The sequence below is a fragment of the Bacillus sp. FSL K6-0042 genome (assembly GCF_038006685.1).
Classification (GTDB): domain Bacteria; phylum Bacillota; class Bacilli; order Bacillales; family Bacillaceae_G; genus Bacillus_A; species Bacillus_A pseudomycoides.
Genome location: NZ_JBBOVS010000001.1, coordinates 3,747,897 through 3,771,771, shown reverse-complemented (window position 1 = coordinate 3,771,771; position 23,875 = coordinate 3,747,897). Strand labels below are relative to the sequence as shown.

The 23,875-nt window shown below is 37.0% G+C and carries 28 protein-coding genes; 10 read left to right on the top strand and 18 right to left on the bottom strand.

Features of this window, described 5'->3' with window-relative positions; genetic code table 11:
- Window positions 1-6: 6 nt before the first annotated feature.
- On the bottom strand, window positions 7-390 hold the full coding sequence (locus tag MHH45_RS19280; RefSeq protein WP_016112332.1) for a hotdog fold thioesterase: 384 nt from the start codon (window positions 388-390) through the stop codon (window positions 7-9).
- Between the two features lie 93 nt (window positions 391-483).
- Here MHH45_RS19280 and MHH45_RS19275 point away from each other — a divergent pair, with 93 nt between their 5' ends.
- Together MHH45_RS19275 and MHH45_RS19270 are read left to right on the top strand one after the other, a co-directional pair.
- Complete coding sequence (locus MHH45_RS19275) at window positions 484-1,227, top strand: DUF3298 and DUF4163 domain-containing protein (RefSeq protein ID WP_016112333.1); 744 nt, start codon at window positions 484-486, stop codon at window positions 1,225-1,227.
- Window positions 1,228-1,277: 50 nt separating this feature from the next.
- Window positions 1,278-1,868: a biotin transporter BioY gene (locus tag MHH45_RS19270; protein ID WP_016132151.1), complete on the top strand. Its 591-nt coding sequence runs from the start codon at window positions 1,278-1,280 to the stop codon at window positions 1,866-1,868.
- Between the two features lie 47 nt (window positions 1,869-1,915).
- Here the strand turns inward: MHH45_RS19270 and galU are convergent, their stop codons facing one another.
- Window positions 1,916-2,803: a UTP--glucose-1-phosphate uridylyltransferase GalU gene (gene galU / locus MHH45_RS19265; protein WP_016112335.1), complete on the bottom strand. Its 888-nt coding sequence runs from the start codon at window positions 2,801-2,803 to the stop codon at window positions 1,916-1,918.
- A 191-nt stretch (window positions 2,804-2,994) separates the two neighbouring features.
- Window positions 2,995-4,719, bottom strand: coding sequence for a phospho-sugar mutase (locus tag MHH45_RS19260; RefSeq protein ID WP_016132152.1), 1,725 nt, complete (start codon window positions 4,717-4,719; stop codon window positions 2,995-2,997).
- A 143-nt stretch (window positions 4,720-4,862) separates the two neighbouring features.
- Between MHH45_RS19260 and cdaS the strand changes: the two genes are divergently transcribed.
- Window positions 4,863-5,468, top strand: coding sequence for a sporulation-specific diadenylate cyclase CdaS (gene cdaS / locus MHH45_RS19255; RefSeq protein ID WP_016132153.1), 606 nt, complete (start codon window positions 4,863-4,865; stop codon window positions 5,466-5,468).
- A 38-nt stretch (window positions 5,469-5,506) separates the two neighbouring features.
- Here the strand turns inward: cdaS and MHH45_RS19250 are convergent, their stop codons facing one another.
- The 5 genes from MHH45_RS19250 to MHH45_RS19230 form a co-directional block, all read right to left on the bottom strand.
- On the bottom strand, window positions 5,507-6,991 hold the full coding sequence (locus MHH45_RS19250; protein ID WP_016132154.1) for a leucyl aminopeptidase: 1,485 nt from the start codon (window positions 6,989-6,991) through the stop codon (window positions 5,507-5,509).
- A gap of 75 nt (window positions 6,992-7,066) precedes the next feature.
- Complete coding sequence (locus MHH45_RS19245) at window positions 7,067-7,441, bottom strand: DUF309 domain-containing protein (RefSeq protein WP_016112339.1); 375 nt, start codon at window positions 7,439-7,441, stop codon at window positions 7,067-7,069.
- A gap of 69 nt (window positions 7,442-7,510) precedes the next feature.
- Window positions 7,511-8,137, bottom strand: a complete 627-nt coding sequence (locus tag MHH45_RS19240; protein WP_016112340.1) for a 3D domain-containing protein — start codon at window positions 8,135-8,137, stop codon at window positions 7,511-7,513.
- Between the two features lie 85 nt (window positions 8,138-8,222).
- Window positions 8,223-8,540: a YuiB family protein gene (locus MHH45_RS19235; protein WP_016112341.1), complete on the bottom strand. Its 318-nt coding sequence runs from the start codon at window positions 8,538-8,540 to the stop codon at window positions 8,223-8,225.
- Window positions 8,537-9,043 (bottom strand): NUDIX domain-containing protein, encoded by a 507-nt coding sequence (locus MHH45_RS19230; protein ID WP_016112342.1) that lies wholly within the window; start codon window positions 9,041-9,043, stop codon window positions 8,537-8,539. The genes MHH45_RS19235 and MHH45_RS19230 overlap by 4 nt, the downstream gene beginning before the upstream one ends.
- A 152-nt stretch (window positions 9,044-9,195) precedes the next feature.
- On the opposite strand from MHH45_RS19230, the gene MHH45_RS19225 reads away from it, so the two are divergent.
- Window positions 9,196-9,531: a DUF5391 family protein gene (locus MHH45_RS19225; protein WP_229161394.1), complete on the top strand. Its 336-nt coding sequence runs from the start codon at window positions 9,196-9,198 to the stop codon at window positions 9,529-9,531.
- A gap of 143 nt (window positions 9,532-9,674) precedes the next feature.
- Here the strand turns inward: MHH45_RS19225 and MHH45_RS19220 are convergent, their stop codons facing one another.
- Window positions 9,675-10,883 carry an NAD(P)/FAD-dependent oxidoreductase gene (locus tag MHH45_RS19220; RefSeq protein WP_016132155.1) on the bottom strand — a complete coding sequence of 403 codons (1,209 nt, stop codon included), beginning with the start codon at window positions 10,881-10,883 and terminating at the stop codon, window positions 9,675-9,677.
- Window positions 10,884-11,351: 468 nt separating this feature from the next.
- Here MHH45_RS19220 and MHH45_RS19215 point away from each other — a divergent pair, with 468 nt between their 5' ends.
- From MHH45_RS19215 to MHH45_RS19200, 4 genes are all read left to right on the top strand, one after another.
- Entirely contained in the window at window positions 11,352-12,341 is a 990-nt protein-coding gene (locus tag MHH45_RS19215; RefSeq protein ID WP_088094266.1) for an NAD(P)/FAD-dependent oxidoreductase, read from the top strand.
- Between the two features lie 188 nt (window positions 12,342-12,529).
- The gene (locus MHH45_RS19210) at window positions 12,530-12,796 is read left to right on the top strand and encodes a hypothetical protein (RefSeq protein ID WP_016132157.1); all 267 of its coding nucleotides are present in this window, start codon (window positions 12,530-12,532) and stop codon (window positions 12,794-12,796) included.
- A gap of 89 nt (window positions 12,797-12,885) precedes the next feature.
- The gene (locus MHH45_RS19205) at window positions 12,886-13,365 is read left to right on the top strand and encodes a GyrI-like domain-containing protein (protein ID WP_016132158.1); all 480 of its coding nucleotides are present in this window, start codon (window positions 12,886-12,888) and stop codon (window positions 13,363-13,365) included.
- A 182-nt stretch (window positions 13,366-13,547) separates the two neighbouring features.
- Window positions 13,548-14,795 (top strand): MFS transporter, encoded by a 1,248-nt coding sequence (locus tag MHH45_RS19200; RefSeq protein ID WP_016132159.1) that lies wholly within the window; start codon window positions 13,548-13,550, stop codon window positions 14,793-14,795.
- A gap of 17 nt (window positions 14,796-14,812) precedes the next feature.
- Here the strand turns inward: MHH45_RS19200 and MHH45_RS19195 are convergent, their stop codons facing one another.
- The 3 genes from MHH45_RS19195 to MHH45_RS19185 form a co-directional block, all read right to left on the bottom strand.
- The gene (locus MHH45_RS19195) at window positions 14,813-15,703 is read right to left on the bottom strand and encodes a helix-turn-helix domain-containing protein (RefSeq protein WP_033670847.1); all 891 of its coding nucleotides are present in this window, start codon (window positions 15,701-15,703) and stop codon (window positions 14,813-14,815) included.
- A gap of 145 nt (window positions 15,704-15,848) precedes the next feature.
- Window positions 15,849-16,781: an N-acetylmuramoyl-L-alanine amidase family protein gene (locus MHH45_RS19190; RefSeq protein WP_016112350.1), complete on the bottom strand. Its 933-nt coding sequence runs from the start codon at window positions 16,779-16,781 to the stop codon at window positions 15,849-15,851.
- A gap of 308 nt (window positions 16,782-17,089) precedes the next feature.
- Window positions 17,090-17,341, bottom strand: a complete 252-nt coding sequence (locus tag MHH45_RS19185) for a hypothetical protein (RefSeq protein WP_229170364.1) — start codon at window positions 17,339-17,341, stop codon at window positions 17,090-17,092.
- 208 nt (window positions 17,342-17,549) lie between these two features.
- Here MHH45_RS19185 and MHH45_RS19180 point away from each other — a divergent pair, with 208 nt between their 5' ends.
- Window positions 17,550-18,002 carry a DUF523 domain-containing protein gene (locus MHH45_RS19180; protein ID WP_016132162.1) on the top strand — a complete coding sequence of 151 codons (453 nt, stop codon included), beginning with the start codon at window positions 17,550-17,552 and terminating at the stop codon, window positions 18,000-18,002.
- A 32-nt stretch (window positions 18,003-18,034) separates the two neighbouring features.
- Here the strand turns inward: MHH45_RS19180 and MHH45_RS19175 are convergent, their stop codons facing one another.
- The 6 genes from MHH45_RS19175 to MHH45_RS19150 all read right to left on the bottom strand — a co-directional run bounded on the left by MHH45_RS19175 (window position 18,035) and on the right by MHH45_RS19150 (window position 22,061).
- On the bottom strand, window positions 18,035-18,388 hold the full coding sequence (locus MHH45_RS19175) for a YxeA family protein (RefSeq protein WP_016112353.1): 354 nt from the start codon (window positions 18,386-18,388) through the stop codon (window positions 18,035-18,037).
- Between the two features lie 191 nt (window positions 18,389-18,579).
- Complete coding sequence (locus MHH45_RS19170; RefSeq protein WP_077295370.1) at window positions 18,580-18,735, bottom strand: FbpB family small basic protein; 156 nt, start codon at window positions 18,733-18,735, stop codon at window positions 18,580-18,582.
- Between the two features lie 264 nt (window positions 18,736-18,999).
- Complete coding sequence (locus MHH45_RS19165) at window positions 19,000-19,353, bottom strand: HesB/IscA family protein (protein WP_016112355.1); 354 nt, start codon at window positions 19,351-19,353, stop codon at window positions 19,000-19,002.
- A gap of 41 nt (window positions 19,354-19,394) precedes the next feature.
- On the bottom strand, window positions 19,395-20,261 hold the full coding sequence (gene dapF / locus MHH45_RS19160; RefSeq protein WP_016132163.1) for a diaminopimelate epimerase: 867 nt from the start codon (window positions 20,259-20,261) through the stop codon (window positions 19,395-19,397).
- Window positions 20,262-20,439: 178 nt separating this feature from the next.
- A complete protein-coding gene (locus tag MHH45_RS19155; protein ID WP_016112357.1) occupies window positions 20,440-21,666 on the bottom strand; it encodes a NupC/NupG family nucleoside CNT transporter in 1,227 nt (408 codons plus the stop codon).
- A 155-nt stretch (window positions 21,667-21,821) separates the two neighbouring features.
- A complete protein-coding gene (locus MHH45_RS19150) occupies window positions 21,822-22,061 on the bottom strand; it encodes a YuzB family protein (protein ID WP_000595023.1) in 240 nt (79 codons plus the stop codon).
- 505 nt (window positions 22,062-22,566) lie between these two features.
- On the opposite strand from MHH45_RS19150, the gene MHH45_RS19145 reads away from it, so the two are divergent.
- Window positions 22,567-23,637, top strand: coding sequence for an NAD(P)/FAD-dependent oxidoreductase (locus MHH45_RS19145; RefSeq protein WP_016112358.1), 1,071 nt, complete (start codon window positions 22,567-22,569; stop codon window positions 23,635-23,637).
- Window positions 23,638-23,875 lie beyond the last annotated feature (238 nt).

Genomic DNA, 23,875 nt, shown 5'->3' with positions numbered 1-23,875 from the left:
CCTTTTTTATTGCTCACGCTTCTCTTTAATTGCAACTGTACATCTTGAAATGCAAAGTAAATCATCATTTTCATCAATGATTCGCACATCCCAAACCATTGTTGTTTGTCCTTTATGGATTGGCGTACCGATTGCTGTTACGATTCCATCGCGTTTCGAGCGAATATGATTCGCATTTATTTCAAGACCAAAACAAATACACTTTTCTTGATCAATTAAATTATAGGAGCCTACGCTCGCTACAGTTTCTGCTAATGCAACTGATGCGCCACCGTGTAAAAAACCAAAAGGTTGATGTGTGCGTCCATCTACTGGCATAGTTGCTACTACTTTTTCTTCCGTCATTTCTAACAGCTCAATCCCAAGTGCATCCATTAATGTTTTCGGCATACTACTTCCTCCTTTTTCTTGTTTAAAAATGTATAATTTTCCCTATTTATTTTCAAACTACCTATAGCACTTATATAAGGAGGTTCTATCTACATGAAAAACAAATTCTATATTCTATTACTCTTAGTCTCCTTGCTCATTATTGTACCAAATTATACGAATGCAGCCCACCCTTCTAACCTGACAATCGATATTAAGCCTGTCACACAAAAAGGTAAGAAACCTTATCTTGAATATCAAATTAGCAGACCTTATTTTAGTAATTTTTACGATACAAAATTTCAAAAAAAGTTGAATACATACTATAAAACAACTACTGATCGTTTTAAAACAACATTAGCGAAAGAAGCAAAAAAATATTATACAGAGGCTCAGGAATCAAATGCTCCTTTTCATCCATATGTTGCAAATGTTGACTATAAAGTAACATTGCAAAAATCTCCCTTACTCAGTCTCTATGTAAATTATTATCAGTATACAGGTGGAGCACACGGACTATATACATGGAAGGCGAATACATTTGATTTAAATGAAAAAAGATTACTTAATTTGGACGACTTATTTCAAAAAGACAGTACGTATCAAGATATCATCCGCACAGAAATCGTTAGACAAATTAAGCAAAATGAAAGCATCTATTTTCCAGATGCAACTGAAAAAGTCATGAGTACAAAGAAATTTAACTATTATTTAGAACCCGATCATCTTGTCATCTATTTCTCATTATATGAAATAGCTCCTTACTCAAGCGGTATTCCACAATTTCGCATTCCATACACTTTACTTAGAAAAGCACTAAAGCCTAACTATCAAAACATTTTAATTGACAACGGATAAATGGATTCGCTACTATATTGTTAACCAAACAACAACTGGAGGTTAACAATATGAGACGATTACGTGCTTTAGATTTAGCACTAGCTGCTATGTTTGTTGCGCTCATGGCAATCGGTGCGAATATCGTATCCTGGGCACCGTTTTTACAAGTGGCTGGTATTCCACTTTCCATGCAACCATTTTTCGCAATTTTAGCAGGTCTTCTTCTTGGAAGCAGACTTGGGGCCTTATCTATGACTGTTTATATGCTTGTTGGTGTTGCAGGAGCACCAATTTTCGCGCAGTTCAAAGCTGGATTTGGCGCACTTTTAGATCCTACTGGTGGTTTTATTATCGCATTCATTATCGTTGCTTACGTATCAGGAAAACTAGTAGAACCAAGAGAAAAACCACAATTCAGTACCTTTGCAATCGCGTCTTTTACAGGAATTATTTTAACCTATATCATTGGTACTACTTATATGTATGCGGCTGTAAACTTCTGGATGGGCGGAAATATGAGTTACAAAGCGGCCTGGACAATTATGATGTGGTTCGCGGTTAAGGATATGATCTTTACAATTATCGGTGCTATGATTGCACCTCGAATATACTATGCAGTTCGTCGTTCTGCTTATCAGCATTCTCATTCAACACTATGACAATGAAAAAGAGTTACTCCAACGTATGGAGTAACTCTTTTTTTATATTATGATTCTTGCTTCATTTGTTCTTCTAAAATTTTCTTCATCATAACAAGCATGTCATCTCTTAATTCTTCATGCTGAAGTGCCATTTCAATTGTCGTTTGAACAAAGCCTAATTTTTCTCCAACATCGTAACGCTTTCCTTCAAAGTCATAAGCAAATACACGTTGAATTTCATTTAAACTTTGGATTGCATCTGTTAATTGAATTTCACCACCTGCACCAACATTCTGGTTTTCTAAGAACATAAAGATTTCAGGTGTTAAGATGTAGCGTCCCATAATCGCTAAGTTTGAAGGTGCTGTACCTTGCGCTGGCTTCTCAACAAACTTTCGAACTTGATAACGACGACCTTCTTGTTCTAGTGGATCAATAATTCCATAACGATGTGTTTCTGCTTCTGAAACTGTTTGCACACCAATAACAGAAGAAAGTGTTTTATCATATTCGTCAATTAATTGACGTAAACATGGTTTTTCAGCTTGAACAATATCATCACCTAATAGAACAGCAAATGGTTCATCACCAATAAACTTACGTGCACACCAAACCGCATGCCCTAATCCTTTTGGCTCTTTTTGACGGATATAATGAATATCAACCATTTTAGAAGAAGCTTGTACTTTTTCAAGTAACTCATATTTTTTCTTCTCTAATAAGTTTTGTTCTAATTCGAACGCATTATCGAAATGATCTTCAATAGAGCGTTTTCCTTTACCAGTAACGATAATAATATCTTCAATTCCAGATGCCACAGCTTCTTCTACAATGTATTGAATCGTTGGCTTATCTACAATTGGAAGCATTTCTTTCGGCATCGCTTTTGTTGCCGGTAAAAAACGCGTTCCTAATCCCGCAGCGGGAATAATCGCTTTTCTTACTTTTTTCATAACAAATACCCTCTTTTCTGTTCTAATCGTCAAATACCTTTTCTTATTGTATCGTGTGATTCTCTATTTTCTATACAGTGAACCTTTCATCCACCTTCAGCAAGCGAATTTTTTCCACATGCAAGAAAAGAGGAGGCCGTTCTACGTTCTCCTCTTTCTTCCTCCATTAATGGAAGTAACACTCTATCTCATTATAAACGATTCATGATATCTTCTTTAATAGCAAGTAACTTTTGTTCACTATTTTGTAAGGAATCATCTTTCACACCAAAATAAAACTTGATTTTTGGCTCTGTTCCAGATGGACGTAGGCAGAACCAAGAACCATCCGCTAATTGATATTTTAACACATTTGATTTCGGTAAGTGAATCTCTTCCTTACTTCCATCTTCTAGAGATGTAATGATGCTTGCTTTATAATCTTCTACAGAATTCACTGTTAAGCCAGCCACTTCTTTTGGTGGATTTTCACGGAATGATGCCATCATCTCTTGAATTTTCTCTGCACCATCTTTTCCTTTTAGCGTTAACGATACAAGGTCTTCACGGAAGAAACCGTATTTCGCAAACACTTCTAATAAACCATTGTATAACGTTTTGCCTTGTGATTTATAATATGCTGCAACTTCACATGCAAATAAAACAGATTGTACTGCATCTTTATCACGGCAGAATGGACGAATTAAATAACCATAACTTTCTTCATAGCCAAATTGAAATTCATATTGTCCACTTTCTTCATACTGCTTAATCTTCTCACCGATAAATTTAAATCCAGTTAATGTATCTACTGTATCTAAACCATACGCTTTCGCAATTGTACGACCAATTTCAGAAGTTACGATTGTTTTTAACACAACACCGTTTTCTGGAAGTGTATCGTTTTGTTTCTTTTGTGATAATAAGTAATCAAGCATTAACGCACCCGTTTGGTTTCCTGTTAACACTTGGTACTCACCAGCGTGATTACGAGCAGCTACGCCAAGACGATCTGCATCTGGATCTGTTGCGATTAGCACATCCGCTCCCACTTTCTCTCCGTCACGAATCGCAAGTTCAAACGCTGCGTGCTCTTCTGGGTTTGGGGATTTTACTGTTGAGAAGTTTGAATCTGGTAACTCCTGTTCTTTTACAACTGTTACGTCTGTAAATCCAACTGCTTCTAAACCACGACGCGCTGGAATATTGGATGTTCCATGTAGTGGTGTAAAGACGATTTTTAAATCTTTTCCAACTTCTTGTACCATTTCTTTATTGATGATGACTGTTTTTAACTGTTCTAAATATGCATCATCTACTTCTTGTCCAATGATATGTAATAAGCCATCCGCTTTCAATTGCTCCACATCAGCAACTTCTACTGTTAATTCATCTTCTACTTCATTTACGTAGCTAATTAACTCGTCTGCTTCTTTCGGAGGCAATTGTCCACCATCTTCTCCATATACTTTATAACCGTTATATTCAGGTGGATTATGACTTGCCGTAAGAACAATTCCACTTACTGTATGTAAATAACGCACTGCAAAAGAAAGTACTGGCGTTGGGCGTAAACTTTCAAATACATATGTTGTAATGCCATGAGCACCAAGGGTAGCTGCTACTTCCATTGCAAATTCAGGTGATTTATGACGAGAATCATACGCAACAACAACGCCACGTTTCTTCGCTTCTTCACCTAATTTTTCAATAAAGTGCGCCAATCCTTTTGTTGCTTTTCGAACTGTATATACGTTCAAACGGTTCGTACCAGCACCAAGTTCTCCGCGCATACCACCTGTACCGAATTCTAAGTTTTTATAGAAGCTATCTTCTATTTTCTTTTCATCCTGCTTCATATTTTCTAGCTGTTCTTTTAGTTCTGCATCTAAGTTTACATAGGAAAGCCAGCGACTATATTCTTGTTTCCAATCCATTATCTTATCTCCTCTCGCATGTCATAACTACATTATATGAAAAAAACGACAAGTATCTCAATATATTTTAAAGTATAGCAGGATTTTACTATTGTGATTTGCACACACTAATGCTATATAATTCAAACAAAAAGGTGAGAAAAATGGAAGAATGGGGATTATCAGACGAGTTAAAAATAAAAACGAAACAAATGATTGAGGTTGTAGAAGCGGAATTACAGAGCATGAAACAAACGGTTGAACAAGACGGTGAGTGCATTTTATGTAAAATGGAAGAAATTCACCATCTACTAAGCAATGTTCAAACCCTAGCAGCTTCTTATTATTTAAAGGCATATTTATCACCATTTACATCAGGTTATGCTCCCCTTACAACAGCAATTCAGCATTTAGGTGATAGGAAACATGGTGCATTAATTGTTGTAGAAAGAAATGATTCACTTGATTCCCTTATTCAAACTGGAACAAGACTTGAAGCATATTTAACCGTTCCACTACTGGAATCTATCTTTTATCCAGGAAATCCTCTTCATGACGGAGCTATTCTCATTAGAAGTAACCATATTGTTTCAGCAGCGAACATTCTCCCTCTAACAAAAAATACAGAGATTGACTCAAAACTTGGAACACGCCACCGAGCTGCAATAGGTTTATCCGAAAAAAGCGATGCACTCATATTAGTTGTCTCTGAAGAAACAGGTCGCACATCTTTTGCGTTAAACGGAACGTTATATACCATTTCTTTATAAGAAAAGGCAGCGTAATCCGCTGCCTTTTCTAAAACTTCTTATTCTTCTCCAAAACGGTCAACCAGTGTCGCAAGTGTACGAACCATTGCACCTGTTGCTCCTGCTGGTCCCAAATCATGTGCACTCGTTGTATCAGAAGTTCCAGCGATATCTAAATGTACCCATGGCGTTTCTTCTGCAAACTCACCGAGGAATGTTCCCGCCATTACTGCATGACCTTCACGGCCTGGTGAGTTATTTAAATCTGCGAATTTACTGTTACGAACACGCTCTTTATCGCGCTCGAAAATCGGTAATTGCCAAATCGGCTCATCTGTTTCCATCGATGCTTCTAACACTTGTTCAAACAATGCTTCATTGTTTGTCATTGCACCCGTTGTATGGTTTCCAAGCGCAACAATGACACCGCCTGTTAACGTTGCAACATCAACAAGATAGTTTGCACCAAGTTTCTTCGCATACGTAATACCATCAGCTAATGCTAAACGTCCTTCTGCATCTGTATTTAATACTTCAATTGTTTTTCCGCTCATAGATGTAATCACATCATCTGGTTTAAATGCTGTACCACTCACAACGTTATCAGTCGATGGGATAACAGCAACTACGTTTTGTTCTGGGCGAAGTTCTCCGATAATTTCCATTGCCCCAAGAACAGCTGCAGCGCCGCCCATATCACCTTTCATGCCAACCATGCCTTCACGTGGTTTTAAAGAGTAGCCCCCTGTATCATATGTGATCCCTTTTCCTACAAATCCGATAACATCCGTCCACTCTTCTTTTCCTTTATAAATAAGAGCGATCATTTTTGGTGGCTCTGTAGAACCTTGGTTTACTGCAAGTAATGCACCCATACCAAGATCTTCCATCTCTTCTTTCTCAAGTACTTTATAATCCATATCATATTTCTCAGCTAATTCAACTGCATACTCTGCAAGTTTTGTTGCTGTTAATACGTTTGGCGGCATATTTACAAGTGTACGAGCTGAATTTGTCGCACGTCCATGCATATACCCTACTGTTAATGCAGCCTCGATTTCTTTTGCATCTTCTGCTGTAATAACCGTAAAGTTTTCCAACTCTACACTTTCTTTTTTGTCCGTTTTATATGTTTGTAAATCATATGTACCAAGGCAATATACTTCATTGGCAATATGTGCAACATCAATTGCGTCTAACTTATCTGTTACAAAAGAATCAAGTAAAATTGCTGCATCTTTTACCTTCGCAGTTTTTAATGCTTTAAATGCTTTACTGAGCGAAGCACGTAACGTTTCTGTTGAGTATGATTCTTTTTTGCCCAGACCGACAAAATAATAACGTTTTACAGTTGTTTTTCCTAGGCTATGTACTTTTGAAATAGCTTTTTTCTTTGCAGAAAGCTCTTTTTCTTCTAGTAAAACTTTTAATTGTCCCTCAAATGCTTTGTCTAATTCCTGTACAAAATTACTCGTATTTTCTTCCTCAAATAAAGCAACGATGACTGCTTCATGACTTACTAATTCTTTTTGTACTTGAAACATGTTCAGACCCCCTAGATTTCTCTATTTTCATTATAACTGCATTTTCCCTAAAATGCGATAATTCTAACTTCTCTTTCACTTCATATATATAATGAGCTCCGGTAATGACGGCAAATCATGTACTTGTTCATATGGGACTTTCTCTACCTTTTCAGGTATGATTTTCCGGAAACTTTGAATAAATGCCACGACTTCGTTCACATCTAAATTCCAATACAAAGGACAGTACGGTGTCAAATATTGCTCCGCCACTTCCATCATAAGCCGCGCTCCTTTTATATTTCCATAGCTGTAATGATACTGAGCAACTACCATTTGTAATAAACCTTTCAAAAATAAATTACTTCGCTCTTCCAGCCACATTTCCTCGAGCAAATCGTGGCACGTATAATAATCTCCTTCATTATATTTCACGAAAAACTCATAATATGCCAAAGGATAGTCTTCCACTTCCGCACCTCGTTTTTCTTATATTGTGAATGAAGACAAATAAAAAAGTCTAGTGTCAATCTCACTAGACTATTTCTGTTTCAAATATTGACCGCGGAATACTTGCAGCGTTTCATCTTGATTGAGCATCGTTAACTCATCTTCTGTTAACTTACCGTTCCCCATTTTCACTACATATACATTTACTTTTTTCTTGCCCCACTCACTATATACATCTTGAACGGTTTCATAATATAAATCGAGTCTATTTCCTTTTATGGCCCCGCCTTTATCTGCTACCACACCATAGCCATAGCCTGGTACAAAAAGAATGGTTCCAACCGGAAACACACGTAAGTCAGCTGCGATTGTAGAATATATATCCCTTTTTGCCTTCACGCCAGAATATGTAATGCCATACTCTGGGTGTCCAGGTCTTTTACCGGTTGATTCTATCCCTGACGTATAACCGGTTGCTGTCATTTCCATTACACGATATTTAGACCAGTCTTTTCCCTGCTCTAAAGCATTTATCACTTCTTTACTCGGAACAACTTGTTGCCCTCTTTCTGCTGCATGTACTTCTTTTACATTGCCTTCTTGATATGTTTTTACAATCTCTAGTAGAGAGACTCCTGTGAACGCTTGCCATGTCACGCATAATGCTGCTACAAGTAAACAAGTCATCATAATGCGAATACCATATCGTTTTAACATTTTAATATTCCACACTCCTTCATCGTTAGTCATTCCCCATACGATGTAGAAATATGCAAAAAAATAATCCCCAGAAAACTGGGGATTAAAACATTTGATATCCGCTTTGGCGCAATTTTTTTATTACAATACCAGACAAAATTGCCCCGATTAATCCAGTTGATAAAATAAAAAGATCGGCTTGTCCAAGATGCGATACACTTGTCCCAAATGAAGAAAATGTTTCTTTTGGTTTTGAAAAATAGTCCCAAACACTCGCTTTATTAATGATTAGTATGCAAACAATTGGATAGACAATAACCATCACCCACGTAGCACGTAAAATCATATTGAGCAAAAATCCAATTCCAAAAAACAAAATAAAAAACAACATCATTGAAATAAGTAGTACCGGTATACTCACTTGTTCCCCATCTCCTTCTCTCCCGCCGTAAACACATGATACGCTGTATATCCAAATTGCTCTCCTGGATTTAGTGTCGTATCCATCTCAAGAATTGGTCCTGCATTCCCTTCTAATAAATATCGAACTAATATAGAAGTATCTTGATCATCTGCAATATCTTTCGGATCTAAAAATGCTACTTCCGACAATTCCTCTTCTTGAACGGTAACCTCTTCTCCTTCTGGTTCCAGTAAAAAAATAATCATATTATCGCTAATCTCATCACGAATGACACCAGAACGAATGCCAATCACTCCTTTTACATGTGTAACAATGCCTGTCTCTTCTAAAATTTCACGCTTAACAGCTTGGTCAATCGTTTCGCCCTCATTTACGAAACCAGCGGGCAATGACCATTTCCCCTTTAAGCCTCCGTATTTTTTCTTAACGAAGAGCCAACGACCATCTTTTGTAGCTACAAGCCCACTTACAGCTAGCCAAACATTCCCACGCTTCCCCATGATGTAAAACCCCTTCCGATTAAACGAACAGAATATTCATTCTTTTCTATGTATTATACTATATTTTTCAGTAAGAATAATATAATCTTCCCTATTCCTCAGTTACTACGCTTTTTTCTACCTCTCTAAATTTCCCATATTTTTGATGTAATGTGAATGTCAGGTATTATTTCCCTATAGAAAGGTCTCGAATTACTTCAAAATTCTTCCTTGAATATTACATCACACCTATTCATTGCGAAAGGAGTAAAAAGAAAAATGAGAAATCAATCAGCACGATTTTACTATTTTATATCGTACCTCTACTTCTTTATATAGCAGGAATAAAGGCAATGAGATTCATCATGGCAGTTCTTTGCGGTATGGGACTATGCATAAATCTTGTGATACTTGCATCCGTATTTATTATAATGCGCGTAAATGACTATAGCCTTTCTTCCGTCTTAGGAGTCATCATTTTTGCGCGACGGTATCACTCACAAATATAATTTGGTTTTTTGTTGCTTTTCGGTCAAACAAAATGTCTACTTATACACTGAATGTTCGTTGAAACAGAACTTTAAGAAAAATTTGTATTACATGAAAAAAGCAGAAACGACTCATAGCCGTTTCTGCTTTTTTCTACTATATATTAAAAGAACTTTAATTTACCTTTTTTAAGAACTAATAAAGGTCCACCAAGTAAGAATAAGTAACGGTTGTCGATTACTTTCTTCATGAAGGAAGCTTTCCATCCCGTTAACTTTTTACCCATAACAACGCCCATTGCATCGTCATGTCCTAATGAACACACAGATCCTTTGTTATCAAATACGAATTTCTTCATTTCGCCTTTACCGCGAATTAACACAGATAAGTTATGCGCAATGTTGTAACCTTGTTGAATTGCAATTTGTGCTGTTGGTGGATATGGACGATTAATTTCTTCATTAATGATTAACGCTGCGTCACCAACCATGAATACATCTTCATGACCCGGAGCGTGCATATACTCATCAACTTTAATACGTCCGCGCATTGCTTCAAAGCCAGACTCTTCCACAATACCGTTACCACGAACACCCGCAGCCCAAACAACCGTTTCAGATTTAAGTAATTCTACATCGTCACCGTTCGCAACTAGAATACCTTCTTCAGTTGCTTCTTTAATTGCCGTACCGATGCGGAATTCTACACCTTTTTTCTCTAACTGTTTTACAGCGTACTCAACTAATTCTGGATCGAAACCAGGAAGTGCCGACGGAGCAGCTTCCACACAAATAATACGTGCTTTTTCACGTGGAACATCATACTCTTTGCAAAGTTCAGGAATACGGTTTGCAAGTTCCCCTACATACTCGATACCTGTAAATCCTGCACCACCAACAACGATTGTCACTAACTCATCGCGCTTTTCAGTCGCATATTGAGAGAACTTGTATTCCATATGATCACGAATTTGACGAGTTGCATTAATATTAGTAATAGAGAATGCATGCTCTTTCAATCCTTTAATGCCAAATGTTTCAGATTCGAAACCAAGACCGATTACTAAGTAATCATACTCTAACTCAGCGTTTTTTAAGATAACGCGTTTTTCAGCTGCTTTAATTTCTACAACTGTATCTTGTACAAAGTTTACTTTATTTGTATCAATAACGTCTTGAATGTCGAGACGGATTTTATCATGATGTAATGTGCCAGCTGCACTTTCATGTAACCAAGTTGCTTGGTAGTGATAGCTGTTGTTGTTTACTAACGTAATTTCAGCTTCACTTACAGATAATGTTTTTTGTAGACGAACAGTCGTAATCATCCCACCATAACCTGCACCCAAAACTACGATTTTTGGAGTTTTCACTAAATCACAACCCTTTTCTTTATATAATAGTAAATAAGCATAAGACCAAAGTATTAAACACTTATTTTGTCAAGAATGTAGAATTCCTCACATTCTTAACCATAACAAAACGTATTCAAAAAATCTTACGAAATTTGTCATAAAAAATTAACATAATACTTTCCTATATTAGTCGGTTTTATTTCAGAATTCAAGCACCTAGAGAATTATCAATATTTTAAAATAACATAGCGTTTTCAAGGGTTTTTCAGCCTTTTTTTCATGTATTTTCCTACTTGGTATACTTTATACATTTTCATCCTATCTATGCACAAGCTTACATATAATTCAGTCATTTCTTGCAGTATTCTAAACTGAAATATGGTATCATTTTTATTGTAAAGTGCAATCTTATTTGCAGGATTTCCGTATACATATGAACAATATATGGAATCAATATCGAAATTCCATCTATAGGGGGAATAAATAGTGACAGAAATTCAAAAAGTTTACGACATAACGATTATCGGTGGAGGTCCAACAGGATTATTCACAGCGTTTTATGGCGGAATGAGACAGGCAAGTGTAAAAATTATTGAAAGCTTACCGCAGCTTGGAGGACAATTATCCGCACTATACCCTGAAAAATATATTTATGACGTAGCGGGATTCCCGAAAGTACGCGCGCAAGAACTTGTCGATAATTTAAAAGAACAAATGAAAAAGTTTGAACCGACTGTTTGCTTAGAAGAAGCAGTTGATACACTTGAAAAGCAAGCTGATGGCGTATTTAAGCTTGTAACAAATAAAGAAACACACTATTCTAAATCTGTCATTATTACAGCTGGTAATGGTGCCTTCCAACCACGCCGATTAGAACTAGATAGTATAGAGAAGCTTGAAAAGAAAAACTTACACTACTTCGTTGATGATATGAATAAATTCGCTGGAAAACGCGTCGTTGTATTTGGCGGCGGCGACTCTGCAGTGGACTGGACAATGATGTTAGAACCAATCGCTAAACAAGTAACAATCGTTCATCGCCGTGATAAATTCCGTGCTCATGAGCACAGCGTAGAAAACTTAATGAACTCTCGTGCAGACGTAAAAACACCTTACGTTCCAGTTGAATTAATTGGTGAAGACAAGATTGAACAAGTTGTTCTGCAACATGTGAAAACAGAAGAAAAAGTTGTTATTGACGTTGATGATGTCATCGTAAACTACGGCTTCGTCTCTTCTCTTGGTCCAATTAAGAACTGGGGCTTAGACATTCAAAAGAACAGCATCGTTGTAAACTCTAAAATGGAAACGAACATCCCTGGTATTTACGCAGCTGGTGACATTTGTACATATGAAGGAAAAGTAAAGCTGATTGCATGTGGCTTCGGTGAAGCACCAACAGCAGTAAACAATGCAAAAGCTTACTTTGATCCAAATGCAAAACTGCAACCAATGCATAGTTCTAGTATGTTTTAATTGATAAATGAAACGGACTCCTTTCGTATGAATGGGGTCTTTTCTATTAAACTGCCCCCACCTTCATTTCGTTTAGGGGAGGGGGGACTACTCGGTTAAAACGATAAATCCTTTTACTGTTTCATAAGCCAGCGATAAAGTTCAAATCATTATAGGAAAGTCATCTTTTTAGAAAGGCGGTTTTTGACATGGACATTAGATGGAAAAGTGAAGAGATTATTTTTGACACACTAAGAGAATCTGAAGTATGGGCGGACTCGATAGCAAACGAAATATATGGAAGAACGATTGATGGGTATATAACCCCTGACTATAAAGTAGCTTATGCCCTTTCATTTTTCTTAGCTTCAGTTCCTAACTTCATCGTTCACACAGAAACATGTGTAATAAAAGATTCATTCATTTATAAAGTCTGGGTAACCACTTTGACCAGTGCAGAGCAAAAAAACGTCTAAAGGGCACCTCTTAATCCTCCCCTTATCTGTATAATTATGGTACAATCAAAAGAACGTTTGTTCTCACTGAAAAAGGAGGAGTATAAAACATGAGTCAACCAAAGTTTATTAAAAAAGAAGCTTTCCAAGCGATTGGCATCTCCGCTACAACAAAAAATGAAATTGAAATGTCCACTGAAGGAAAGATCCCCAAGCTATGGACCGACTACTGCCAAGGTCAAATAACAGATCAAATTCCTAACAAAAGTAAGCAAAGCGAAACACTTGCATTGTATTCAAACTATGAGTCCGATGAAACTGGAGCCTATACATATACAATCGGTATGCCAGTCTCTTCATTAGACACCATCCCTGAAAATATGACATCTCTCACAATACCTGCTCAGACATATGCGGTATTTACGACTCGCAAAGGCCCAGTATCAGAAGTCACCGTAGAAACATGGCAAGACATTTGGAAGTGGTCGAAAGAAAACAAACGTGCTTTCACAACAGACTTTGAATTGTATGATGAACGAGCGATGGATCCAAATGATGCGCAAGTTGATATCTATATTGCATTAGCCTAAACCATATAATAAGAAGGTGCTTTCGCATCTTCTTATTTTTTTGCCTTAAAAAATCCACTGGGCAAATGTGCTATTATTGTCTACAATGAAAAAGTGCAGTATAGAAATATTAGAAACTGTATAAAACGAGTGTTAACAGGATTTTATATCCACTCAAAATTGTTACATAGAAAGGAAGCAATATGGAGGAACTACAAAAAAACAAATCTGCTCCAACAGAAGGCGGAACACCTTTACTACAAAATACAAACTTCCTATTTCTCTGGGCAGCTACTCTATTTTCAAGCTTTGCTTTAGCTTTTTTTACCTTTTCCCAAACATGGTACATAGCGAAAACATTAAATCTCGAAGCTTCACTAGGTGTTGTCTTTGTTGCACTTAGCGTCCCAAGACTTATCTTTATGATTGTCGGCGGAGCTGTCGCAGATAAATTTCCGAAAAAAAATATTATGTTTTACTCAAATATCATTCGTGCACTTCTTGTCGCAACAATTCTAATCTGGTTTATCGTTGGTCATGTAACGTTATATACGTTTGCTTTGTTTGCTTTGTTTTTCGGATTAGCGGACGCCTTCTTTTGGTCAGCAGACGGTTCCATTCTCCCTGAACTTGTAGAAAAACATCGTTTAACACAGGCGAATTCACTTACCCAAATGACGAACCAAGCATCCGTAATTTTAGGACCTGTACTCGGTGGCATTCTCATCAAGTTTAGTAACTATGAGACCATTTTTACTATTACTATTCTGCTTCTCATTATTGCTGCTATACTCGTCCAAAAAATCCAATTTACATTGCAAGAAAAAACGGATATAGACAAAGGAATGTTTACCTCCATTAAAGAAGGCATTTTGTACGTAAAGGAATCGCCTTTTCTTTCAACATTTCTTACCTGTAGCGCCTTTTTAAATCTATTTTTAATCGGCCCAATGCAAGTTGGCTTCCCGTTATTTATCAAAAATGTACTGCATGGTGACTCGCTTCAATTTAGTTATTTAGAAGCAGCTGTTGGAGGCGGAATGGCAATTGGTGCTGTCATTGTTGGCCTTAAAAACATTAATCGTAGACGCGGCTTGTTTTGCATCATTATGATGCTGTTATCTGGCGTTTTCTTCTTATCCATTAACTTCAGCACAGCACTTTGGCAAGCATTATTAGCAGGCGTATTTTACGGCATTACAATTGCCATGGCTATCGTTCCGTTAATGGCGATGATTCAATCTACTGTCAAAGAAGAAATGATGGGGCGCGTCATGAGCTTGCTGATGCTATCATCTATGGGCTTCATCCCGCTTTCCTATGCATTCACATCACTCGCACTTGCAGCTGGTATTCCGATTGTGACGATTATGAAAAGCGGCGCAATCGCAGTGATTGTCTTTGTATTATTTATTGCGATTCGCGTTCCTGTTGTACGAAAATTCGATTAATCAAGGGGAGTCATGTGTCATATGCATGACTCTTTTTTGAATGGATCAAATAAGGTCACCTTCCTGCTCCTTCTTATAGCCGCCCCCCATTCTAACCCAACATCTAAAAATAGAGCTCGCATCGTACTATACAAGAGTGCTCTAACATCTTTACGAATCTCTCCACATTTATACGCTCTTACCACACTTTTCGTACGACAGATAAGTTGCGTACAAGTCTCCTCATCCGTAATCAATTGCTCAAAAAATACCCCTTGTTCTAATAAACCACTCTTTTTATAAGCAAGTTCCACCTTACTCCAAAGCAAATTAATCGTTTGTGGATTTCTCGACATCGGAACAATTGCATCTACAAATGCAATTGGAATATCATGACGACAATATGTTTCATCAAGTTCATACGTTTCTCTTTTCTTTTGTACTTGAGAAAAGTTTTTAAAAAGAATAGTTTCCTCCTTTTCTGACACCTCTTCCTTCTTACGCCCCTCTACATGTACGCTCTTTTCACATGCGGTCATTTTCATACGGTCATCCATACGGTCATCCATACGGTCAACAGCTGCTTTACGAAATACATATAAGTTCGCACTATATCCCCCGCGCTTATATCTTTCTTTCGTAGGAATCCGCTCAATAATCCCGAGTTCCTCCAGTTTGGCAACAGAGCGACGCACCGTACGAATACTTTTTCCTATTTTGGTCGCAATTGTTGCCATTAACGGACAAGCAACTCCAACTGTTTTTTGCTTTTCATTAATCGCATATCTCCCTAAAAAACGAATCACTAAAAAGTCCGTTTTATTTATGTTTGCTTGATAACAGATTAAAATTTGCTGCTGGTATGTATTAAACTCTTCTTTACTTTGAAATTCGCTATATGTTTTCATTAAATGATAGAAAGTTCCCATTTTTATCACCCCATATATAAATAGGTGCGATAAAGCAGAATGGGCGATTTATTTTTAAAATTCTTGATGAACTGGAGACGTAAAACAAAAAAACAGGCCGCATTCAATTATGCGACCTGTCTTGTTTATCAATAAGGACTATTTCTTACCAATAACCAACCCAAACACCGTTACTATTGAACTTGTGCCATTTGTTATCAATAAATACCGGGCCTGTTCTCATATCACCAAAAGAAGCATCGAGGTAGTACCAGCTTCCACCAAGTTTTAACCAACCTCTGTGTTCTGATCCATTTTGGTTAAAGTAGTACCAGTAATTGCCCGATTTTTGCCAACCGGTTTGCATAGCACCAGTGTTATCGAAGTGGTAATATACCTTGTTTATAGAAACTCTTCCAGTTTTCATTTCTCCGCCGTATGAGTCAAGGTAATACCATTTTCCGCCAGTAGATAGCCAGCCTGTTTGTTTTACCCCATTATTATTTAAGAAATACCAAGAGCCATTAATTTGCGCCCAACCTGTTTTCATAGCACCAGTGTTTGTATCAAGATAGTAATACGTATATTTTCCTGTTTTGTTATCTTTGAATGAAATCCAGCCTGTCTCCATAATTCCGTAACTGCCAAGGTAATACCATTTTCCGCCAGTAGATAGCCAGCCTGTTTGTTTTACTCCATTATTATTTAAGAAATACCAAGAGCCATTAACTTTCGTCCAACCTGTGTGCATTGCTCCCGTGCTTTCATTTAGATAGTAATATGTATATTTCCCTGTTTTTTTATCTTGAATGGAAACCCAGCCTGTTTGCATAGTTCCATAAGAGCTAAAGTAGTACCATTTACCACCAATAGATGACCAACCTGTTACCTTTTTCCCATTTTTATAGTAGTACCATTTACCCTGTTGTTTTACCCACCCTTGAGCTTGAGTAGCCTTACTTACACTTGCAACTTTAGGAGTAGCAGTAGAATTTTGAATCGTCTTGTTTTCTTCTGCATGAGCAATAGCTGGAATTAATAGTGCAGTAGAAAGTACAGAAGTAGCAATCATCTTTTTCATTTTATTTCCCTTTTTCATTCTCTTTCCCCTTTTCAAAATAGATAGTTTATATTATTTTACCAATTTTATCTAACAAATTAAATGTTTTTTTGTAATATATATACAAATAAATCAACAGATGGTTATGAGCTATAGATTGTTATAAACAAATTACTAGATAATTTTTTAAAATTATACAAGTTTGATAGCGTTCTAAAATGCGCTATATGTTTTCATGAAATGATAGAAATCTCTCATTTTTGATGCTTTGAAAGCATAAAAAACAAAGCAGGTCGTATTTAATCCCGCGGCCTGCTTTACTTATCGATAAAGACTATTACTTATAATTAACAAATCCAAACACCGTTATCATTAAAATAGTACCAGTTGTTATCAATAAATTTTTCACCTGTTACCATTTTCCCATAAAAGTCGAGGTGATACCAGCTTCCATTTTGTTGTACCCAGCCTTTAGCTTGGCTGGCATTACTTACATCCGTAATTTTAGAAGCAGTAGCATGTTGAATCGCCTTGTTTTCTTCTGCATGAGCAATAACTAGAATGAATAGCGCAGTAGAAAGTAAAGATGTAATAATCATCTTTTTCATTTTTTTCCAAAAAAAATATATTCTGTACCATTTTGCCAAGTAAATCTATTAAATTAAATGTTTTTTAAAGGTCCATATATATGATTGAATTGTAAGATTATTACGAAATATATATTACATCTTTCTTTACTTTGAAATTCACCATATGTTTCCGTTAAATTATATATAAGAGATCCCCTAATGATCTGAGGTGAAAAACATGATTATAATTAGTGCATGCTTAGCTGGCATTGCTTGTCGTTATGACGGAAATGACAACCTAATCTCAGCAATAGAAGAGCTATTACAGAAAGAGGAAACCGTCCTTGTTTGCCCAGAAGTATTGGGAGGTTTACCTACCCCCCGTCCATCAGCAGAAATCATCGGCGGCAATGGGGACGATGTACTAGATGGTAAAGCAAAGGTGATGGATAAAGACGGGAACGATGTAACAAAATTTTTTGTTCAAGGAGCTTATCAAGCTTTGGAAAAAATAAAAGATTTAAATCCCGAATATATCATTTTAAAAGAGCGAAGTCCGTCTTGTGGTAGTTCTACTATTTATACAGGAGAATTTAACGGAAATAAACAAGAGGGGTACGGTGTGACAACAGCATTGTTTAGACGACATGGCTTTACAGTAATTTCAGAAGAAGATTTTGAAAACAAATAAAGGATTTGACCTAGAGGTCAAATCCTTCTTCATTATTTCACGCCTAATTTTCCTTTCACTTTTGCAGGAAGCTCGTCTTTCTTTACTTCTTCCCAAGCTGTTACACCTTTTTTATCAGAATAATATACGCGTAAAAATGCTTCTTTACGAAGGTTCTTATTAGCTGTAAATTCCATTTCTTTTTCTTTACCTTCTTTATCGAATGCAGGTAATTTATACTCAAATGATTTGTATGTGCGACCATCATCAGCTTTACCTGTCTTTTCCGTTCCATCAACTGTAATTTGAACGTAGTACTCATCTTTTCCCATACGGTTCAAATCGCAACCAACTAGAAGGCTAGCAAATACAACTAAAATACTAAAAAGTGCAATATATCTTTTCACGTCATTCACCTCATGTGTTTTTTATTATGTTGTTATCATAATCTCTTTTTGCTTGAGGAGAAATTCAAAAACATGACATGAATATTACACTTTTGTAAGATTAAGCACTGAAAAAACAAAAAAGATAATCAACTACTGCAACTAGTCGATTATCTTCTTTTTTGTATATCAACAAAGTTTTCGTATCCTAATTAGGAAGCCGATTTATTAATTGTATAACGTTGTTCAATACGTTGTTCAATTTTTTCCATCTCTTGTTTATCATTCAATATCTTTTGTTTATTTTCTTGTACCAATTCTTTAAACGATTTATGAAGTAATTTACAATGTTTGTTCGCCATAATCATTTCTCCTTATTGTCTGTGCAATCACAGATATAAAATAAAATTTTCCAATCACCATAAATTTTTTGTCTTTATTTGTCGAAAAATTATTCTTAATTCAAGAATACTATAACTTCCGAGTTTTTAGACCTATTTGTTTGAACATTTTGTGAATTTAATAAAAAAAGAGCGTCCGTCTTCGGACACTCTTTTCCTTTATAGCGAATTAAATAAGCGTTTGATTAAGTCTGCAAAACTCAATCATATCTCGATACGAAAAGCATTACATTAGCACTCTTCCGGCTTACCAGCATTCGACGCCGTACGGAAAGATGATCCACATCCGCATGATGCGATTGCATTCGGGTTATCGATTGTGAACCCGCCGCCAAGCATAGATTGCTTGTAATCAATTTTTACTCCTTTTACAATCGGAGCACTTTCTTTATCAATAACAAATTCAACACCGAAAAACTCAAGAACTGTGTCGTCTTCATTTGGTTCTCTTTCAAATCCTAGACCGTAAGAAAGACCGCTACATCCACCGCCATGCACAGCAAGGCGAACGTATTTCTCCCCATCTTCAGCATCTTTTAACATATCTTTAATTTGAAATGCTGCTTGTTTTGTTACATCAATCATGAAATCCACCTTCCTTTCTTCTATCTTTCTATTATACATCTTTACGCTTCTATCTTGTACTCATACACTCCGCGGCAAATTACTTCTGCTGGACCTTTCATCAAAACGTTTCCTTCTTCTGTCCAAGCAATCATTAAATCGCCACCTGCTAAATGAACCGTAATTTCTTCACCACGCTTCATTTTTTCATTTAACACTGCTGCCACAACTGCTGCGCATGCTCCTGTTCCACACGCCTGCGTTACACCTGATCCGCGTTCCCAAACGCGGAAGTTCATTTCATTGTCATTCACAATTTCAATAAATTCAACATTTACGCGTTCCGGGAACATTTCATGTGTCTCAAGTACCGGTCCTAATGTTGTAAGCGGAGCTTCTTCCACATCATCAACAAAAATGACCGCATGCGGATTTCCCATTGAAACAGCAGTAAACGCATAGCGATGATTATTGTATAGGAAGTCTTCACGAATAAACGGTGTTTCTCCCTCGCCAAGCATCGGTAACTCTGCACGAGTTACACGAGGTGCTCCCATATCAATTTTAGCTAATGTAACGATACCGTCTTCTACTGTCACTTCAGCCGTTACAATTCCAGCCATTGTTTCTATTGTAAAAACGGTCTCTTCTACTAGTTTATGCTCATACGCATATTTCGCTACGCAACGCAGTCCATTCCCACAGCTTTTTCCTTCTGACCCATCATTATTAAACATGCGCATTTTTACTGGTGCTACTTCAGACGGACAAATTAAAATCATTCCATCTGCGCCAATTCCAGTGTTGATATTCGACACTTTTTCCGCTACAAGAGATAGTTCCTCTTCTGGAATTTGCTCTTCAAACATATTTACATATATATAGCTATTCCCAAGACCATGCATTTTTGTAAAAGAAAATTTGTTCATCCTCATTCACTCCAAAAAAAATTTGTTGTTTTAAGTATAAAATGCATGCTTTTGGAACACAATAAGAACGTCCCCCGTTTCTCATATTTGACAACGTTTTGATGGCTTTTATATAAGAGCCGTTCTTACACAAATTGTGTAAGAAAAAAGCCCTTCTCGGAAAGGGCCTTTTTTTATTTCACACAAACATTCCTGCAATTGCAGCGCTCAATAAGTTAGCAAGTGTTCCAGCTACAATTGACTTTATTCCAAATTTCGCAATATCACTACGACGGGTTGGCGCCATTCCCCCAAGTCCCCCAAGTAAAATGGCAACAGAAGATAGATTCGCAAATCCGCAAAGTGCAAAGGTAATCATTGCCATTGTTTTCTCTGAAAGTTTCCCCATATAAGGAGCAAAATCAGTAAACGCTACAAACTCATTTAAAATTAACTTTTCTCCAATAAAACTTCCAGCTGTAATGGCTTCTGCCCACGGTACACCAATGACAAACGCAAGCGGTGAAAAAATATATCCTAATATAAGTTGTAGTGATAGATCTGGATAACCGAAAAGACCACCAATCCCACCAACAATTCCATTCAAAAGAGCGATGATGGCAATAAAAGCAATTAACATTGCCCCAACATTTAAAGCAAGTGATAATCCATCAGCTGCTCCGCGCGCTGCGGCATCGATGACGTTTGCTGGTTTTTTGTCACCATCTTTATCATCGTCTTCATGCTTATTATGTACTTCTGGCTTATCTGTTTCTGGAAACAATAATTTTGCCATAACAAGTCCAGCAGGTGCCGCCATAACGCTTGCCGCTAATAAAAACTTAAGCGGCACGCCAAGCGCAGCATATCCAAAAAGCGTTGAGCCTGATACAGATGCTAATCCTCCCACCATCACCGCAAACAGCTCTGACTTTGTCAGGCGTGGCATGTATGGTCGAATCACAAGCGGAGCTTCTGTCTGTCCTAAAAAGATATTCGCTGTTGCAGATAACGATTCGGATTGACTAGTCCCTAGTAGCTTTGCTAGTGCACCACCGACAATTCGAACAATCCATTGCATAATTCCTAAATAATATAAAACAGCAATAACCGATGATAAGAAAATTAAAATTGGCAGTACCCGAAACGCAAATACGAATCCAGTTGTTTTCGTTGGGTCCCCTAAACTACCGAATAAAAATAAAATACCAGCATTCGCAAAATCCATAATCTTTTGCACAAACTGCGTTACCTTCTCTAAAACCATTCGCCCTACATCCCACTCTAATACGATAAAGCCAAATAATAACTGAATTGCGAGTCCACCAAATACAGTACGCGGCGAGATTGCTCTTTTATTATTTGAAAGTAAATAACCAATTAAAAGAATAACGATTATTCCACCGAATCCCCAAATAATATTCATTCTGTCACCTCTAAAGTTCAAATTCTTTGTTAGCATTTCCTCTAAAAGAATTTTTACTCTGGTGAAACAATTGAACTCCCCCACCTTCACTTCGTTTAGAGGAGGGAGTCTTCTCGGTTAAAATGATAAAAAAGACGTTGCTTATATGCAACGCCTTAAAACATTGGGTTTTCATCTAAATAATCGTATACATTTTTCACAAGCTCTTCTACCGTTGCACCTTGTACGACTTCCCCGTTTACAAGTGCAAAAGGCCCTTCAAAACAAATGCCACAATATCCCAGACAACCGTACTCCATAACATCTAAATTTGGATCTTTTTCAAATTTTTCTAGCGCTGCTTGTGAGCCACTCGCAAGATTACCTACACAAAATTCGATTAATGGCTTAATCAAAACAATCCCCCCTGTATCTCCAAAAAATAAATCTATAATATGAAAACTAAGCTGTTTCTTGTTGTTTTAATTACACCTAATAAAATATTTAGCTACTTTACTGTTTCATTTCGAATCAAAAGATCTTCTCTATATAAATCCATGTTGATTTCCCAACATACAGTTCACTGCTATGAAAACAAAAAAAGATCTCCACTCATTTCCTCCTTCTGGTTTCACACCGCATGGGGCCAACAAAGGCACTGACCGCTTCTATCCATCGGCGGACGCTCTCTCCAACCTAAAAGAAAGGGTTTCTATCGTTTTTTTATCTACATATTGATTTTCCAGCATACAAATTAAAACAGTTTGTCCACTTTTCTTCTTATTGTACAACAGAGTACACATTCATGCATTGTTATTTGTTCACAAATTCGATATAATTTGAGTGAGTAAAGTCAAAATATTTTTTCAATATATAATTGTATGATTAGGGGATATTTCAACAGAAAAGGGGTAATCCATCATGAAACACCTCGTATTACTGGGTGGCGGCTACGGTGGAATGAGAATTCTACAACGGCTTCTTCCAAACAATCAACTCCCAGATGATGTCCAAGTGACATTAATCGACAAAGTACCATACCACTGTTTTAAAACAGAATATTACGCATTAGTAGCGGGTACAATTTCAGAAACACATATTCGCATTCCGTTTCCAGAACACCCGCGTCTCAACATTCAATATGGCACTGTAACGAATGTTGACATTGAAAACAAAGCCGTTCATCTCGATGGCGGTGAAGTTGTCGAATATGATGACTTAATTATCGGTCTTGGCTGCGAAGACAAGTATCATAATGTTCCGGGGGCGAAGGAATATACACATAGCCTTCAATCAATTGAACAAACTCGTAAAACGTATGAACAATTAAATAGTTTAGAACCAAACGCAACGGTCGCTGTTGTCGGTGCTGGTTTAAGCGGTGTTGAAGTTGCAAGTGAACTTCGTGAAAGCCGTTCTGATTTAAAGATCTACTTATTTGATCGAAAAGATCGCATTTTATTCCCGTTCCCAGAAAAATTAAGTAGATACGTAGAAGAGTGGTTCGTAAAGCATAATGTTACAATTATACGAAACTCTAACATTACGAAAGTAGAACCAAACGTTGTGTACAACCATGACGAACCGCTTCAATGTGATGCAATCGTATGGACAGCTGGTATTCAAGCAAACGAAGTTGTTCGAAACCTTCCAGTTGAACAAGATAGTAGTGGTCGGATTGTATTAACAAAATATCATAATATTCCAAATGATGAGCATGTTTATGTTGTAGGAGATTGCGCTTCTCTTCCACATGCCCCATCTGCACAGCTTGCTGAGGGCCAAGGTGAACAAATTGTCCAAATATTATTAAAACGTTGGAACAATGAGCCCCTTCCTGATGAACTACCTGTTATTAAATTAAAAGGTGTTCTCGGTTCTCTCGGTAAGAAACACGGATTCGGATTATTAGCAAATCAACCATTAATGGGACGAGTTCCTAGACTTCTCAAGTCGGGTATCCTTTGGATGTATAAATATCATAATGGTTAAAAAACAAGAGCTTATCGCTCTTGTTTTTTTCTATTTTTCTCCTTTTTTGATACGATATGAATATGTAAGTACAAATTGAAAAACCGGAATAAAACCTAATCTTTAGATGGGAGAGAGCATCTAGCCATGCATAGAAGCGGTTAGGGCCTTTCCCTGCCCCATGCCATGTTAAAACAAAGGGAGTAAACGAGTGGAGATCCGCTTTTGTTTCCATAGCCGCGTTTTATATGTTGGAAAA

Excerpts from the sequence above, each read along its gene's own strand:
- MHH45_RS19205 (WP_016132158.1), top strand. The coding sequence starts at position 12,886 with ATGAGTCAACCAAAGTTTATTAAAAAAGAAGCTTTCCAAGCGATTGGC.
- MHH45_RS19210 (WP_016132157.1), top strand. The coding sequence starts at position 12,530 with ATGGACATTAGATGGAAAAGTGAAGAGATTATTTTTGACACACTAAGA.
- MHH45_RS19165 (WP_016112355.1), bottom strand. The coding sequence starts at position 19,353 with ATGATTGATGTAACAAAACAAGCAGCATTTCAAATTAAAGATATGTTA.
- MHH45_RS19230 (WP_016112342.1), bottom strand. The coding sequence starts at position 9,043 with ATGGGGAAGCGTGGGAATGTTTGGCTAGCTGTAAGTGGGCTTGTAGCT.
- MHH45_RS19190 (WP_016112350.1), bottom strand. The coding sequence starts at position 16,781 with ATGAAAAAGGGAAATAAAATGAAAAAGATGATTGCTACTTCTGTACTT.
- MHH45_RS19275 (WP_016112333.1), top strand. The coding sequence starts at position 484 with ATGAAAAACAAATTCTATATTCTATTACTCTTAGTCTCCTTGCTCATT.
- MHH45_RS19250 (WP_016132154.1), bottom strand. The coding sequence starts at position 6,991 with ATGTTTCAAGTACAAAAAGAATTAGTAAGTCATGAAGCAGTCATCGTT.
- MHH45_RS19280 (WP_016112332.1), bottom strand. The coding sequence starts at position 390 with ATGCCGAAAACATTAATGGATGCACTTGGGATTGAGCTGTTAGAAATG.
- cdaS (WP_016132153.1), top strand. The coding sequence starts at position 4,863 with ATGGAAGAATGGGGATTATCAGACGAGTTAAAAATAAAAACGAAACAA.
- MHH45_RS19195 (WP_033670847.1), bottom strand. The coding sequence starts at position 15,703 with ATGGGAACTTTCTATCATTTAATGAAAACATATAGCGAATTTCAAAGT.
- dapF (WP_016132163.1), bottom strand. The coding sequence starts at position 20,261 with ATGAACAAATTTTCTTTTACAAAAATGCATGGTCTTGGGAATAGCTAT.
- MHH45_RS19185 (WP_229170364.1), bottom strand. The coding sequence starts at position 17,341 with ATGATTATTACATCTTTACTTTCTACTGCGCTATTCATTCTAGTTATT.
- MHH45_RS19200 (WP_016132159.1), top strand. The coding sequence starts at position 13,548 with ATGGAGGAACTACAAAAAAACAAATCTGCTCCAACAGAAGGCGGAACA.
- MHH45_RS19240 (WP_016112340.1), bottom strand. The coding sequence starts at position 8,137 with ATGTTAAAACGATATGGTATTCGCATTATGATGACTTGTTTACTTGTA.
- MHH45_RS19145 (WP_016112358.1), top strand. The coding sequence starts at position 22,567 with ATGAAACACCTCGTATTACTGGGTGGCGGCTACGGTGGAATGAGAATT.
- MHH45_RS19260 (WP_016132152.1), bottom strand. The coding sequence starts at position 4,719 with ATGGATTGGAAACAAGAATATAGTCGCTGGCTTTCCTATGTAAACTTA.
- MHH45_RS19155 (WP_016112357.1), bottom strand. The coding sequence starts at position 21,666 with ATGAATATTATTTGGGGATTCGGTGGAATAATCGTTATTCTTTTAATT.
- MHH45_RS19180 (WP_016132162.1), top strand. The coding sequence starts at position 17,550 with ATGATTATAATTAGTGCATGCTTAGCTGGCATTGCTTGTCGTTATGAC.
- MHH45_RS19270 (WP_016132151.1), top strand. The coding sequence starts at position 1,278 with ATGAGACGATTACGTGCTTTAGATTTAGCACTAGCTGCTATGTTTGTT.
- galU (WP_016112335.1), bottom strand. The coding sequence starts at position 2,803 with ATGAAAAAAGTAAGAAAAGCGATTATTCCCGCTGCGGGATTAGGAACG.
- MHH45_RS19170 (WP_077295370.1), bottom strand. The coding sequence starts at position 18,735 with ATGATTATGGCGAACAAACATTGTAAATTACTTCATAAATCGTTTAAA.